Source organism: Mycobacterium sp. URHB0044 (genome assembly GCF_000620625.1).
In the GTDB taxonomy this organism is placed as follows: domain Bacteria; phylum Actinomycetota; class Actinomycetes; order Mycobacteriales; family Mycobacteriaceae; genus Mycobacterium.
Window position 1 is genome coordinate 163,617 of record NZ_JIAW01000012.1, and the last position, 13,382, is coordinate 176,998.

General features: G+C 66.9%; 13 protein-coding genes. 2 read left to right on the top strand and 11 right to left on the bottom strand.

Features of this window, described 5'->3' with window-relative positions:
* The first annotated feature begins 8 nt into the window (after positions 1-8).
* A complete protein-coding gene (locus N536_RS39270; protein WP_036437356.1) occupies positions 9-581 on the top strand; it encodes an HAD family hydrolase in 573 nt (190 codons plus the stop codon).
* Positions 582-589: 8 nt separating this feature from the next.
* Here N536_RS39270 and mmsB read toward each other — a convergent pair whose 3' ends face one another.
* From mmsB to N536_RS39275, 5 genes are all read right to left on the bottom strand, one after another.
* Positions 590-1,465 carry a 3-hydroxyisobutyrate dehydrogenase gene (mmsB, locus tag N536_RS0123445; RefSeq protein WP_029115839.1) on the bottom strand — a complete coding sequence of 292 codons (876 nt, stop codon included), beginning with the start codon at positions 1,463-1,465 and terminating at the stop codon, positions 590-592.
* An 18-nt stretch (positions 1,466-1,483) separates the two neighbouring features.
* A complete protein-coding gene (locus N536_RS0123450) occupies positions 1,484-2,650 on the bottom strand; it encodes an acyl-CoA dehydrogenase family protein (RefSeq protein ID WP_029115840.1) in 1,167 nt (388 codons plus the stop codon).
* 4 nt (positions 2,651-2,654) lie between these two features.
* Entirely contained in the window at positions 2,655-4,175 is a 1,521-nt protein-coding gene (locus N536_RS0123455; protein WP_029115841.1) for a CoA-acylating methylmalonate-semialdehyde dehydrogenase, read from the bottom strand.
* Between the two features lie 104 nt (positions 4,176-4,279).
* The gene (locus N536_RS0123460) at positions 4,280-4,903 is read right to left on the bottom strand and encodes a DUF3159 domain-containing protein (RefSeq protein ID WP_029115842.1); all 624 of its coding nucleotides are present in this window, start codon (positions 4,901-4,903) and stop codon (positions 4,280-4,282) included.
* A 62-nt stretch (positions 4,904-4,965) separates the two neighbouring features.
* Complete coding sequence (locus tag N536_RS39275; RefSeq protein ID WP_036437358.1) at positions 4,966-5,268, bottom strand: hypothetical protein; 303 nt, start codon at positions 5,266-5,268, stop codon at positions 4,966-4,968.
* A gap of 182 nt (positions 5,269-5,450) precedes the next feature.
* Here N536_RS39275 and N536_RS39280 point away from each other — a divergent pair, with 182 nt between their 5' ends.
* The gene (locus N536_RS39280; protein ID WP_081809352.1) at positions 5,451-6,692 is read left to right on the top strand and encodes an MFS transporter; all 1,242 of its coding nucleotides are present in this window, start codon (positions 5,451-5,453) and stop codon (positions 6,690-6,692) included.
* Here N536_RS39280 and N536_RS0123475 read toward each other — a convergent pair.
* The 6 genes from N536_RS0123475 to N536_RS0123500 form a co-directional block, all read right to left on the bottom strand.
* The gene (locus tag N536_RS0123475; protein ID WP_029115843.1) at positions 6,649-8,412 is read right to left on the bottom strand and encodes a long-chain fatty acid--CoA ligase; all 1,764 of its coding nucleotides are present in this window, start codon (positions 8,410-8,412) and stop codon (positions 6,649-6,651) included. The genes N536_RS39280 and N536_RS0123475 overlap by 44 nt on opposite strands.
* Before the next feature lie 77 nt (positions 8,413-8,489).
* A complete protein-coding gene (rfbC, locus tag N536_RS0123480; RefSeq protein ID WP_029115844.1) occupies positions 8,490-9,101 on the bottom strand; it encodes a dTDP-4-dehydrorhamnose 3,5-epimerase in 612 nt (203 codons plus the stop codon).
* On the bottom strand, positions 9,098-10,093 hold the full coding sequence (rfbB, locus tag N536_RS0123485; protein WP_029115845.1) for a dTDP-glucose 4,6-dehydratase: 996 nt from the start codon (positions 10,091-10,093) through the stop codon (positions 9,098-9,100). The genes rfbC and rfbB overlap by 4 nt, the downstream gene beginning before the upstream one ends.
* A gap of 25 nt (positions 10,094-10,118) precedes the next feature.
* Positions 10,119-10,976, bottom strand: a complete 858-nt coding sequence (locus tag N536_RS0123490; RefSeq protein WP_029115846.1) for an LLM class F420-dependent oxidoreductase — start codon at positions 10,974-10,976, stop codon at positions 10,119-10,121.
* Positions 10,977-11,012: 36 nt separating this feature from the next.
* Complete coding sequence (locus tag N536_RS0123495; RefSeq protein ID WP_029115847.1) at positions 11,013-11,858, bottom strand: LLM class F420-dependent oxidoreductase; 846 nt, start codon at positions 11,856-11,858, stop codon at positions 11,013-11,015.
* Positions 11,859-11,887: 29 nt separating this feature from the next.
* Positions 11,888-13,378, bottom strand: coding sequence for an ATP-binding protein (locus tag N536_RS0123500; protein ID WP_036437360.1), 1,491 nt, complete (start codon positions 13,376-13,378; stop codon positions 11,888-11,890).
* Positions 13,379-13,382: the final 4 nt, after the last annotated feature.

Here is a 13,382-nt window from a genome sequence, read left to right on the forward strand (position 1 = left end):
TGATCACCATGCCGGTTACACGAGAGGCGAGGACGTTCTGGTGGGACGCCGGACGGCCGGCCGACGCCGCCATCGAACCCCTAAAGGCCGTCATCTTCGATCTGGACGGCGCATTGACCGAGGACTTCCTGTTCGAGGTGCCGGTACTGGATGCCGACGTCATGCCGCGCGCGGGTCTGGACGAGCTGGTGAACAGCTTGTTCTTCGCCGGTATCTCCGTCGCGGTCGTCAGTACGGGCTCGCGCAGGTGGGCCCAGCCGCTGGTTCGGCAGCTGATCGGAGAAGGCATTGCCGAGACGATCGTGACGCCCGACGATCTGCCCCACCCCGGTCGTGAACCCGATCTGCACGGGCACGCGCTGTGGGAGCTCGGTCTCGGGCCGGAGAGCGCACTGGCCGTCGTCGGAACGAAACGTGGGTTCCGCGCCGCGACCGCAGCCAAGCTCCCGACGCTAGTGCTCGCCCCCGGCGACGGCGAGGACTTCCCCGGTGCGGTCGAGGTGCGCAAGGACTACGACGGACTACTGGGCCAGGGTTGTGAGCAGTTGCACCACCGCTGGCAGTTTCGCAACGCCGGCTGACGAGCGTCCTACCCGTTGCGGATCATCTCGATGACGGCGCTGAAGTCCTTGTCGGCGTGGTCGGTGGCAAATTTCGCGTAGATCTCGGCGGCGTGGCTGCCGAGCGGTGCCGACGAACCCGACGAACTGACGGCGTCCATCGCCAGCCCCAGATCCTTGTTCATCAGGGCCGTGGCGAAGCCCGGCTGGAAGTCGTTGTTCGCCGGTGAGGTCGGAACCGGCCCGGGCACTGGACAGTTGGTGTGAACGGCCCAGCAGTTCCCGGTGGCACCGGTGATCACGTCGAACAGCGACTGCGCCGACAGCCCCAGCTTCTCGGCAAGGACGAAGGCCTCTCCGATGGCGATCTGCTGCACGGCGAGCACCATGTTGTTGCACAGCTTGGCGCTCTGTCCTGTGCCGGAGCCACCGCAGTGAATGATCTTGCCTGCCATGGGTTCCAGCACCGGCCTGGCGCGCTCCACGGCGGCGTCGTCACCGCCGACCATGAAGGCCAGTGTGCCGGCCGTCGCGCCCTTGACACCGCCGGAGACCGGCGCGTCGATCTGCGCGAAGCCATGTTCGACGGCCTGCGCGTTGATGGCCCTGGCGTCGTGGACCGAGATCGTCGAAGTGTCGATGAACAGTGCGCCGGACCTGGCGGCGGGCAGCACCTCGGCATAGCAGGCCTTGACGATGGCGCCGCTGGGCAGCGACGTGATCACGACGTCGGCGTCGGCGACGGCCTCGGCGCCGCTGTCGAATACCTTGGCGCCCTTGGACTCTGCTGCTGCCTTCAGGTCGGGAACCGGATCGAACCCGCGAACGGTGAGACCGCCCGCGACCAGGTTCGCCGCCATCGGGCCACCCATGTGGCCCAGCCCCAAGAATGCGATCGTCGTCATTGAAGAACCTTCCTGGTGTTACGCGGACGCGCGGCCACGGGCGGCTTCTGCCCGCCCCACCACCACGCGCATGATTTCGTTGGTGCCCTCGAGGATGCGGTGTACCCGGAGGTCGCGGACGATCTTCTCCAGCCCGTACTCGCGCAGGTAGCCGTAGCCGCCGTGCAGCTGCAGCGCCTGATCCGCCACGTCATAGCATGCGTCGGTGACGTAGCGCTTGGCCATGGCGCACAGTTCGACCTTGCGAGGATGGTTCTCGTCGAGTGCAGTCGCCGCGCGCCACAACATGTTCCGCGACGCCTCCAGCGTGGTGGCCATGTCGGCGAGCGCGAATCGGATGGTGGGCTCATCGAGCAGCGTCATGCCGAACGCCTGCCGGTCGGCGAGGTAGGCCACCGCCTTGTCGTAGGCTGCCTGCGCGCCGCCAAGGGAGCACGCCGCGATGTTGATGCGCCCGCCGTTGAGCCCGTTCATCGCGATGCCGAACCCGGTGCCCTCACCCTCGTGGCCGCCCAGCATCGCGTCGAGGGGCACCCGCGCGCCCTCGAAAACCACCTGCGCGGTTGGCTGCGCGTTCCAGCCCATCTTGAGCTCGTCGGCACCGAAACTGACTCCCGGCGTGTCCTTCTCGACCACGAATGCCGAGATGCCGCGCGGCCCTTCACCGCCGGTGCGGGCCATGACGACGTACACGTCGGACGCGCCCGCGCCGGAGATGAACTGCTTGACGCCATCGAGGACGTAGTGGTCACCGTCCCGAACGGCCCTGGTGCGCAGGGCACTTGCATCGGATCCCGCGCCCGGCTCGGTGAGGCAGTAACTGGCAATCAGCTCCATGGATGCCAGCCGCGGCACCAGGGCCTTGCGCTGCTCGGGCGTGCCGTAGGTGTCGACCATCCACGTGCACATGTTGTGGATCGACAGGAACGCGGCGACCGTCGGGTCGGCCGCGGCCAGCTGTTCGAAGATCCGCACACCGTCGAGGCGCCGCAGCCCACTGCCGCCGACGTCCTCGGAACAGTAGATCGCCGCCATGCCGAGTTCGGCCGCCTCACGCAACACGTCGGTGGGGAAGTGCTTGGTGGCGTCCCACTCCAATGCGTAAGGCGCGATGCGCTTCTCGGCGAACGCGGCCGCCGTCTCGGCGATCACGCGCTCGTCGTCGGCGAGCCCGAAGTAGTCCATCGGCCTATTTCATCGTCGGGATGGAGAACTCGGCGCCATCCTTGATGCCCGAGGGCCACCGTTGCGTCACGGTCTTGACCTTGGTGTAGAAGATGATCGACGACGGGCCGTGCTGGTTGAGGTCGCCGAAGCCGGACCGTTTCCAGCCACCGAAGCTGTGGTAGGCGACCGGCACCGGGATCGGCACGTTCACGCCGACCATGCCGACCTGCACACGTGACACGAAGTCGCGGGCGGTGTCGCCGTCCCGGGTGAAGATCGCCACCCCGTTGCCGTACTCGTGCTCGGACGGCAGCCGCAACGCCTCTTCGTAGTCGTGTGCGCGCACGATGCACAGCACCGGGCCGAAGATCTCGTCGGTGTAGATCGACATGTCGGGGGTGACGTGATCGAACAGCGTCGGCCCGATGAAGTAGCCGCCCTCCAGGTTCGCGTCACCGAAGGTGAGCTCGTCGCTGGCGCGCTCGCGGCCGTCGACCACGGCCTCGGCGCCGGCGGCGACGCCCTGGCCGATGTAGTCGCGGACCCGCTCCAGCGCGGCGCCCGTGACCAGAGGGCCGTAGTCGGCCTTGGGGTCGAGGCTGTGGCCGACCCGCAGGTTGTTGACGCGCTCGACCAGCCTGGCGCGCAGGCGTTCTGCCGTCTGCTCACCGACCGGCACCGCGACGCTGATGGCCATGCACCGCTCGCCGGCACTGCCGTAACCCGCGCCGATCAGAGCATCCACCGCCTGGTCGAGGTCGGCGTCCGGCATGATGATCATGTGGTTCTTGGCGCCACCGAAACACTGGGCGCGCTTGCCATTTGCCGCCGCGGTGGAATAGATGTACTGCGCGATGTCGGAGCTGCCGACGAAGCCCACCGCCTGGATGTCGGGGTGGTGCAGGATGGCGTCGACGGCCTCCTTGTCGCCCTGCACGACCTGGAAGACGCCGGGCGGCAGGCCTGCCTCGAGGAATAGCTCGGCCAGCCGTACCGGCACCGAAGGGTCGCGCTCGGAGGGCTTGAGGATGAAGGCGTTGCCGCACGCCAGCGCGGGGCCGGCCTTCCACAGCGGGATCATCGCGGGGAAGTTGAACGGCGTGATGCCCGCGACGACGCCGAGCGGCTGGCGCAGCGAGTAGACGTCGATGCCGCCGCCTGCATTCTCGGTGTGCTCGCCCTTGAGCAGGTGGGGGATGCCGATCGCGAACTCGATGACCTCGACGCCGCGCTGAATGTCGCCCCGTGCGTCGGCGACGGTCTTGCCGTGCTCGAGGGAGAGCAGCTCGGCGAGTTCGTCCATGTTCTGGTTCACCAGGTCGACGAAGCGCATCATCACCCGTGCGCGGCGCTGCGGGTTGAACGCGGCCCAGCCCTTCTGGGCCTCGACCGCCGAGGCGACGGCGGCGTCGACGTCGGCCGACGAGGCCATCGCGACCTGAGCCTGCACCTCACCGGTGCTGGGGTTGAGCACGTCGGCGGTGCGCCCGGACGTGCCTGCGGCGCGCTTGCCGTCGATGAAGTGCGGAATTTGTGTGGTCATGAGCGTGCCCCTCGAGAAACGATCTGCGGCGAATACTAGGACATCCTAGTAAGTTCTCGCGGTGCTTGGCAAGACCGCCGACGCACGGCCAGGGGAGCGGCGTCTCAGTCGTCGGCGGTCGCGGTTCTCGGGAGCGCCCGAATCGCGTAGCGGACGGCCAGCAGGATCAGCGTGGAGGTCACGACGAAGACCGGCCAGCCCATGGCCACCCGCGCAACCGCCAGCAGGCCCGCCTGGTCCGTGTCGTACAGGTAGTACTGGACGAAGAAGCGGGACCACGATGCCGCCGCCATCGCGAGCGTGACGACGTCGAAGGCCAAGCGCACCCGCGGAATTCGGCGCCACGTGTCGTCGCGACCGGTGGCCCACGCCCAGACCGCCCCGACGAGCGGGCGTCGAATCACCAGCGAAATCGTGAACACGATCGCCGTGACCAAGTACATGCCGATGCCCGGAAGGTAGAAGTCCTTGGCCTTGCCGGTGACGAGCGCGAAGACCGCGCACGCCACCACACCGCCGAATCCGAACAGCGCGGGACGCGTCGACTCGCGGCGGAGGAGCTGCCACCCCAGGATGACCGCGGCGGTGACCAGTGCCGCACTGATCGCTGGTACGAGACCCAACACCGACGACGCCACGGCGAACGTCGTTACCGGCAACGCCGTGAAGATCATGCCGCGCACACCGCCCGAGCGAGCCAGTAGTCCCTCGAGCGGTGTGTGCGTCATACGTTCCTGATTACTTGAGTTTGGGTCCGCGCGCCACGTGGCGGATGGCGCGCCACGTGCCGTCAGAAGGGCAGGTCCACTTCGCCGTTGGACGTGACACCCTCATCGTGGTTGCGGTTGACGTAACCGGGGGTGACCGGAGCCTGCGGCTCGATGCCGTAGGGCACCAGCGGGTCCGTGCCGATGCCGGCGTCGCCGACCGGCGCACCGGTCTCGGCTGCGATCGGCGTGTTGGTGTCGATGGCGGTCGACGTGGGGCCGTCGGCGAGCAGCGTGGTGGCCCCGCTGATCGGCAAGACGGCTACCAGACCGGCGAAGAGACCGGCGCCGAGCCACGGGACGGTGATGGCGAGTTTGCGGATCATGATGTGCTCCTGTCTGGGAAATCGTTCGGACCTACGAGATGATCGTGTCCGACCGAGGCGTCCATTTCGCCAGTGCTAGCGGGTGAACGGCATTGCAGGTACCCGGAAGACCCAGGTAGCCGGAAACCGCAGTGTCCGATTTCCGCCAGCATCGACGTGTCCCGCGTTCCTAACGTCGAGGCATGCAATCCGATTCACTCCGGACCACGCCCGTCGCGATCCTTCGGGCACCGGTCGTCTGGTTCATGGCGCTTGCCGCGGCGATCGGTACCGCCACCATCTATCCCCTCCAACCCGCGATCGGCGAGGTGGCGGGCGGCCTTCGGGTATCCGTCGCCGAAATTGGACTCGCCCTCGCGTTCGGGCCCGTTGGCTACATGTTGGGGCTGGCCCTGCTGGTACCGCTCGTCGACCGGTTCCCACCACGTCGCGTGCTCTCAATCCAGTTCGGCGCCTTGGCAACCGCGCTTGCGGTCACCAGCTCGGTGGGCACGACGTGGTTGCTGTGCCTCGTCACCTGTGCCGTAGGAGCAGGTTCCTCGGTCGGTGCCCAGCTGAGTTCCGTCGGCGGCCGCTTCGCCGATCCCGCCAGGCGTGCAACGGTTCTCGGCATCGTCACCTCGGGGATATCCGCGGGAATCCTTGCCGGACGGATCGTCGGCGGATGGCTCACGGACGTGATCGCTTGGCGCGGGATGCTTCTCGTCTTCGCCGTCGCATGCGCGGCCATGGCGGTTGCGGCGCGCTTCCTGCTGCCAGGTGCCGCTGGCGCCGTCACCTCCGGCTATCTCACGACGCTGCGCGCGCTGCCGGGGCTCTATGCCCGATTTCGGCCACTGAGGCTGGCAGTCGGTCGTGGCACCTCGTGGTTCTTCGCCTTCTGCGCAGTGTGGGCCGGGCTCGCGGTTGCGTTGTCACAGCCGCCGTACTCGTACTCGTCGGAACGGATCGGGCTGTATGCCGTTGCCGGGCTGTTGGGCATCGCCGCCACCCGCGTTGCCGGCGCCTGGACGGACCGCGTCGGTGCCCGCACGGTGATTCTGGTCGGACTCGGCATCGCCGTGACCGCGGCAGCCGCACTCGCCCTGTGCCTTTCGAACACTCCGGCCACCCTGGTGTGTCTCGGTCTCTTCGACGCGGGCCTGTTTGCGGCTCAGGTCGCGAATCAGAGCACCGTTCTGGCGATCGATCCGGAAGCGCCCGCCCAGTTCAACAGCGCCTACATGTTGGTGTACTTCATCGGCGGCAGCATCGGCACGGCGTTCGGCGCCGCAGCCGTTGGTTGGTTCGGCTGGCCCGCGACCGCAGCCATCTGCGCGGCGGCGATCGCGTTCGCCGCGGCGATTACCGCCGTCGCCGGGGGCGAGGAGACTGCGTCGGTCAGGCGTACAGGGAGTCGATCCGATCGGCGTACTTCTCGTTGATCGGCTTGCGCCGCAGCTTCATCGTCGGCGTCAGCTCGGTGCCGCCCGCTTCCCAGAACGTCGGCAGAATCTCGTACTTCTTGATCTGCTCGACGCGGGAGAGCTTCTCGTTGCCTGCCGCGACGCCTGCCGCGATGATCTGCGCGACGCCAGGGTCGCAGGCCAGTGTCATGCCTGAGGCATCGCACAACCCGGTCCGTTCGGCGTACGCCGCGCCGGCGTCGGGGTCGAGCGCAATGAGGGCGACGTTGTACGGCCGGTTGTCACCGATCGCGATGATGCCGCCGATGAGTGGACATGCCGCCTTGATGGAGTTCTCGATGTTGGTGGGGGACATGTTCTTTCCGGCGAGATTGATCATCAGCTCCTTCTTGCGATCGACGATCGTGACGTAGCCGTCCTCGTCCACCGTGCCGATGTCACCGGTCATGACCCAGCCGTCGACGAGTGTCTCCGCCGTTCGCACCGGGTCCTTGCGGTAGCCCTTCATCACCAGCGGACCCCGCGCCATGATCTCGCCATCCTCGGCGAGCTTGATCTCCATTCCCAGTGCAGCACGCCCTATGGTGCCGACCTTGATGCGGTCGGGCGGATTCACCGTCGCGAGCCCGGTGAGCTCCGACATCCCCCAGATTTCGCACAGGTTGATGCCGATGGCGAGGAAGAACTCGATGGTCGCCGGGGCCAGTGCGGCCGCACCCGTCCACGCGATGCGGCACTGGTCCAGCCCGATGGCGCGCCGCAGGCTGGAGAACACCAGGGCCTCACTGCGTTCCCATTGCTTCTGCTGTTCGGTGGTCAGCGACTCACCGCGTTGTCCGAGTTGCACCTTCAGCCGGCCGATCGCCAGGGCCTCCCACGTCGCGGCGAGGATGTGCTCGTTGGGCTCGGCGTTGATCTTGGCTTCGATGCCGGCCCGGATCTTCTCCCACACGCGAGGGACGGCGAACCACAGGTTCGGACGGCAGTCCAGGAGTGCGGCGAGGATGGCCTTGGGGTCGGCGACGTAGGTCACCTGCGAACCGATCGCCGACGCCAGGTAGATGCTGGTTACCCGGTCGGCGATGTGCGCCGCGGGCAGGAATGACGTCCATCTGTCGCCGAACTTCATCGGCGCGACGGCCTGGAAGCACGCGATCTCGGCCAGCACGTTCGCGTGGGTGATCTGCACGCCTTTCGGGGGTCCCGTGGTCCCGGAGGTGTAGATCAGCGTGCAGATGTCGTCGGAACTCACTGTCCGCCAAGCGGACTCGAAGTTGAAGCCCGCCCGCGGCTCGGCCAGTTCGAGGTCGGTCAATGTGAGGGTGGCACCTTCGGCCGGACCGTCCACGCACACGACGTGCCCCAGGACGACCCCGGACTTCAGAATGCGGTCGAGGAAGGCCCGTTCGGTCACGACGATGCGGTTCTCGGCGTGGGTGAAGAGATATTCGAGCTGCTCGGGGGCGCTGGTGTTGTAGACCGAGAACGGAATGGCGCCAAGATGCGTGGCGGCCATGTCGACGAGTGCGAACTCCGGACGGTTCGTCAGCATGAGCCCGAGTGTCTCGCCATGGCGCAGGCCCAGCTGGTCGAGACCGGCCGCAATGCGACGAACTCTGTCGGCGTACTCACGCCAGGTGATGGACACCGCGTCGCCGGGCGTTCGCAGCGCCACTTCGTCGGGCGCCACAATAGATGTTCGCTGAAATGCTTCACATACAGTGGTTGAACTGCTCATTGTCCCCCCTCGAGACGAGCTATGTTTGCTAGCGTAGGTCGCTCGGCGTCGTTCGGGAAGGGGTTGGCTGAATTCGGCTAGCCGTCGTCGTGCTGGCCGCGCAGCTCCTCGACGAACGCCCGCGCCTCGTCCCACGTCGGGAGCAGGCCGGCGGCCTCGACGTCGGCGAGCGTGGGCGCGGCGGCGTCGCGATCCGACATCGTCGGCTCGGCGATGGGCCACTCGATCCCGATCGCCGGATCGGTAGGGCAGATGGTGTGTTCGCGTTGCGGGTCGTAGCCAGTCGAGCAGAGGTAGGACACCGTCGAATCATCCTGCAGCGCAACGAAACCGTGTGCGAGGCCCTCCGAGAGGTACACCGTCCGGTGGTCGCGGTCGTCGAGCAGCACCGAGTCCCAGCGACCGAAGGTGGGCGAGCCGACCCGGATGTCGACGACGACGTCGAACACCGCACCGCGCAGGCAGCTCACGTACTTGGCCTGACTCGGCGGCAGCTGCGCGAAGTGCAGGCCGCGCAGCACACCCGCCGACGACACCGACGTGTTGGCCTGGTGGAGGTCGAGCCGATGCCCGGTCATGGCCGTGAATTCGCGGTCGGTGAACCATTCGAAGAAGACGCCGCGCGCATCGGTGTGCACCGTCGGCGTGATCTCCCACGCTCCTGGCACGGCGAGCTCGCGGAACGTCACTGGCCGCGGCCCTCGTAGACCGCCTCGGCCTGATCCTTCAGCGGCCGCCACCAGGATTCGTTGGCGCGGTACCAAGCGATGGTCTCCCGCAGGCCCGCCTCGAAGTCGGTGTGCGTTGGTATCCAACCCAATTCGTCGCGCAGCGCCGAGGGGTCGATTGCGTAGCGCATGTCGTGGCCGACGCGGTCGGTCACGTAGTCGAAGTCGTCGGCGTCACGGCCCATCAATCGCAACACCGAGCGCAACACCGACAGGTTGTCGCGTTCTCCGTCGGCGCCGATCAGGTAGGTCCGCCCGATGACGCCGTCGGCCAGGATCCGCCACACTGCGGCGTTGTGGTCGTCGACGTGGATCCAGTCGCGCACGTTGGCGCCGGTGCCGTACAGCTTGGGCCGTCGGCCGGTGAGCACGTTCGTGATCTGACGGGGGATGAACTTCTCCACGTGCTGGTACGGCCCGTAATTGTTGGAGCAGTTGGAGATTGTCGCGCGCACGCCGTAGGACCGAACCCAGGACCGCACCAGCATGTCGGCGGCGGCCTTGGTCGACGAGTACGGGCTCGACGGGTTGTACGGCGTCGCCTCGGTGAACCGGCGCGGATCGTCGATCTCCAGGTCGCCGTACACCTCGTCGGTCGACACGTGATGCAGCCGAATCGCGTTGTGGCGCACCGCTTCGAGAATCGTGAACGTGCCGATCACGTTGGTCCGCAAGAACGGCTCGGGATCGGCGATGGCGTTGTCGACGTGGGTTTCGGCGGCGAAGTGCACCACGGCGTCGGATTCGGCGACGAGCTTGCCGACCAGTTCGGCATCGGTGACGTCACCCCGCACCAGTCGCACCGCGTCCTGCACCGGTGCCAGCGACTCGTGGCTGCCCGCGTAGGTCATGGCGTCGAGCACGGTCACCGAGACCTCGGGGTGCTCCCGCACCGCGCCGTGCACGAAGTTGGCGCCGATGAAGCCGGCTCCACCGGTGACCAGCAAACGCATGGCGCCACCTTAGCGCCAACCGGCGTTACCCCTTGGTCGACAGTCCCAGCGGACCGGCCAGATCGGTCAACGTCGGCACCAGCGCCTCCTTGCCGCCGAGCACCTGGATGGCGACGTGGTCGGCGCCGGCGTCGAGGTGCTCGGTGAGCCGCGCGGCGATCGCTTCCGGGGTGCCGTGGGCGACCACGGAGTCGATGAGCTTGTCGCTGCCGGGCTTGGCGATGTCGGCGTCGGTGAAGCCGATCCGCTTCCAGTTGTTCAGGTAGTTGCTCAGGTTGAGGTAGAAGTCCACGGTCTTGCGGCCGATCTCGCGCGCCTGTGCCGCATCCCTGGTCAGCACCACCTTGTGCTCGGGAGCCAGGAACACCGTGTTGCCGATGAGATTGTGGGCCTGGGCGGTGTGCTCGGGCGTCGTCAGGTACGGATGTGCACCCGCGCTGCGCTTGGCGGCCAGCTCGAGCACCTTGGGTCCCAGTGCCGCGACGACGCGTCGGCTGGTGGGCACCTGGGCGGCGTCCAGCGCGTCCAGGTACTCGACCAGCACGTCGTACGGCTTGCGGTACTCGTCGGTGTGCTCCGGATGCCCGATGCCGATGCCGAGCAGGAACCGCCCGGGGTAGGCAGCCTCGACCCGGTGATAGGCCTCCGCCACCTGCTCGGCAGGCGCCGTCCAGACGTTCACGATGCCCGTGGCGACGTGCAGCGTCTCGGTCTGCTCGAGAATCGGCTCCACGTAGGCCAGGTCACCGGACGGCGACCCGCCGATCCACAGTGCGCCGTACCCCAGTCTCTCGATCTCCACCGCCTGCTCGGGCTCGGGAGCCCCGAACGTCCATACGCCGAATCGGCCGAAGTCGGGCTTGAGCGTTACTGCGTCGGTCATGCGGGTCCCTTCGAGGTTGCGGGCGGGGAGGTCGGCTCACTGCAGACCGAGCGGACCTGCCAGTTCGGTGAGCGCGGGCACCAGCTTCTCAGTACCCATCAGGACCTGGACCGGAACATGATCGGCACCCGCCGCAACATGCTCCTTGAGCCGCGCTGCGATGGCGTCGACGGTCCCGTAGGCGACGACGGCGTCGACGAATCGGTCGCTGCCGGGCCTGGCCAGGTCCTCGTCGGTGAAACCGAGTCGCTTGAAGTTGTTCAGGTAGTTGGCCAGACCGAGGTAGAGCTCGAGCGCCTTGCGTCCGACGGCGCGCGCCTGCTCGGCATCGGTGGTCAGAATCACCTTGTGCTCGGGGGCGATGAACGCGTCCGGTCCGATGAGCTCGCGCGCCTGGGCGGTGTGCTCCGGAGTGGTCAGGTAGGGGTGGGCGCCTGCGCTGCGCCGAGCCGAGAGCTTGAGCACCTGCGGACCCAACGCCGCGACGACCACGCGGTCTTTGGGCACGCCGTGCTCGTCGAGCTTGTCGAGGTATTCGGTGAGCGCGTCGTAGGGCTTCTTGTACTCGGTGTGCGCCTCGGGATGGCCCACGCCGATGCCCAACAGGAAGCGACCGGGGTAGGCGGCCTCGATGCGATGAAAGGACTCGGCGATGGGGGCCGCGTCGGCGGTCCAGATGTTGACGATGCCGGTGGCCACCTTCAGCGTGGTGGTGGCTTCGAGAAGGGTGTCGACCCAGTCGAGTTCGGCGGGCGGCGATCCGCCGCCCCAGATGGCTCCGTAGCCGAGGGACTCGATGTCCTTGAGTTGCCCGGCAGTCAGCTGCTGCCACTGCGTGTAGTGGCCGAATACGCCGAACGTGCCGAGGTCTGGTTTCGTCATGGTTGGGTCAACCCCGGGTTCGGTGCGCCCTATTCCGCTCCGACGGGAAGCTCCGTTGGGGTCAACGCCTCGGGTGCGGGTGCCACCAGCGGAAGCAGGACGATGAACTTGGTGTGCCCGGGCTCGGACTCGACCCGCAGATCGCCGTGGTGCTTCTCCACGATGATGCGACGGGCCAGGTCCAGGCCAAGACCGGTGCCCTCGCCGAACGGCTTCGTGGTGAAGAACGGGTTGAAGATGCTGCCGACGACGTCATCGGGGATGCCGGGACCGTCGTCGCAGATCTCGACGCGGATCATGTCTTCGTTTTCTCGCATCGTGCGCAAGGTGAGCGTGCCGCGGCCGTTCATCGCCTGAATCGCATTGTCGATGATGTTGGTCCAGACCTGATTGAGATCGCCTGGGTAGCAGAGCAATTCAGGCAGCGACTTGTCCATCTCCTTGATGAGTTTGACCGCGCCGTCCTTGCCGAACTTCTCGCCGAACATCATCACCGTGCTGCGCAGCAATTCGTGGACGTCGGCGCTCTGATACTCCGCGCGGTCCATCTGTGAGTACTGCTTCGCTCCGGCGAGCAGGGCCGAGATTCGCTTGCTGGCCTCCGCGATCTGGTTCATCAAAAGTTCGGTCTCGATGGTGTACCTCAGCCAGCCGAGAGCGCCCTGCAACGAGGCGGTGGCGTCGACTTCATCGACCGATGCCGACACTCTTTCCAGCCAGTCGATGTCCAGGCCGGCGTCGACGAACGTCGGTGCGTAGTCCCACGCATAGTTGATGCCGTGGTCTTCGAGCCATTCGCCGATCTTCTCCTCGCGGTCGGAGGCTTCCAGCGCGGTCAACTCGACGTTCTTGGACTTGGCGACCTGCTCGGCGACTTCGTCTTGGATGTTCACCATGACGCGTAGGGCCTCGGGAGTGAACTTGCCGTCGGCGAGCATCGCCAGTTTGTGGCGCATCCCGACCGTCTTCTCGCGGAGATCCGAAACCGCGCGAGCGGTGGCGGCGGCCGGGTTGTTCAATTGGTGCGTCAGACCGGCCGACAACTGGCCGAGCGCAAGCAGCTTCTCGCGCTGGCCGATGATGTCCCGTGCTCGCCGGCTGCCGACCATGTGTCCCTCGAGCAGATGCACCGCCATCGGGAACTCGGCCTTCATGAAGCGGGCGAACGCCTCGGCGTCCAGCACGAAGAACCGGGACGGCTTGGTCACGCGCACCGATGCCGAGTAGACGCTCTCCGCGCCCGGTATGTACGCGGACCATGCGCCGCAGTACACGCCGCGCTGCGACGTGCGCCCGGTTTCGATGTCGACGCCGCCCGACCGTTGGGACATCACCAGTTCGCCCTCGATGAGGACGTAGAAGCAGGTGGCAGGCTCGCCTTCGATGACGACGGGGCCCGGCTCGAAGGTCTGGATATGCCCGTTTTCGCAGAGAACCGCCAGCTGCTCGTCGGTCAGCGCCTCGAACAGGAACAGGGTTCGCAGTTCACTCGGCAGACATCTGTCTTTGGGCTCATCCATCACT

What these genes read in the sequence shown, in the direction of transcription:
- N536_RS0123490 (WP_029115846.1), bottom strand. Translation starts at nt 10,976, where the DNA reads ATGACCGACGCAGTAACGCTCAAGCCCGACTTCGGCCGATTCGGCGTA.
- N536_RS0123460 (WP_029115842.1), bottom strand. Translation starts at nt 4,903, where the DNA reads ATGACGCACACACCGCTCGAGGGACTACTGGCTCGCTCGGGCGGTGTG.
- N536_RS39275 (WP_036437358.1), bottom strand. Translation starts at nt 5,268, where the DNA reads ATGATCCGCAAACTCGCCATCACCGTCCCGTGGCTCGGCGCCGGTCTC.
- N536_RS0123455 (WP_029115841.1), bottom strand. Translation starts at nt 4,175, where the DNA reads ATGACCACACAAATTCCGCACTTCATCGACGGCAAGCGCGCCGCAGGC.
- N536_RS0123475 (WP_029115843.1), bottom strand. Translation starts at nt 8,412, where the DNA reads ATGAGCAGTTCAACCACTGTATGTGAAGCATTTCAGCGAACATCTATT.
- N536_RS0123495 (WP_029115847.1), bottom strand. Translation starts at nt 11,858, where the DNA reads ATGACGAAACCAGACCTCGGCACGTTCGGCGTATTCGGCCACTACACG.
- N536_RS0123500 (WP_036437360.1), bottom strand. Translation starts at nt 13,378, where the DNA reads ATGGATGAGCCCAAAGACAGATGTCTGCCGAGTGAACTGCGAACCCTG.
- rfbB (WP_029115845.1), bottom strand. Translation starts at nt 10,093, where the DNA reads ATGCGTTTGCTGGTCACCGGTGGAGCCGGCTTCATCGGCGCCAACTTC.
- N536_RS0123450 (WP_029115840.1), bottom strand. Translation starts at nt 2,650, where the DNA reads ATGGACTACTTCGGGCTCGCCGACGACGAGCGCGTGATCGCCGAGACG.
- N536_RS39270 (WP_036437356.1), top strand. Translation starts at nt 9, where the DNA reads ATGCCGGTTACACGAGAGGCGAGGACGTTCTGGTGGGACGCCGGACGG.
- mmsB (WP_029115839.1), bottom strand. Translation starts at nt 1,465, where the DNA reads ATGACGACGATCGCATTCTTGGGGCTGGGCCACATGGGTGGCCCGATG.
- N536_RS39280 (WP_081809352.1), top strand. Translation starts at nt 5,451, where the DNA reads ATGCAATCCGATTCACTCCGGACCACGCCCGTCGCGATCCTTCGGGCA.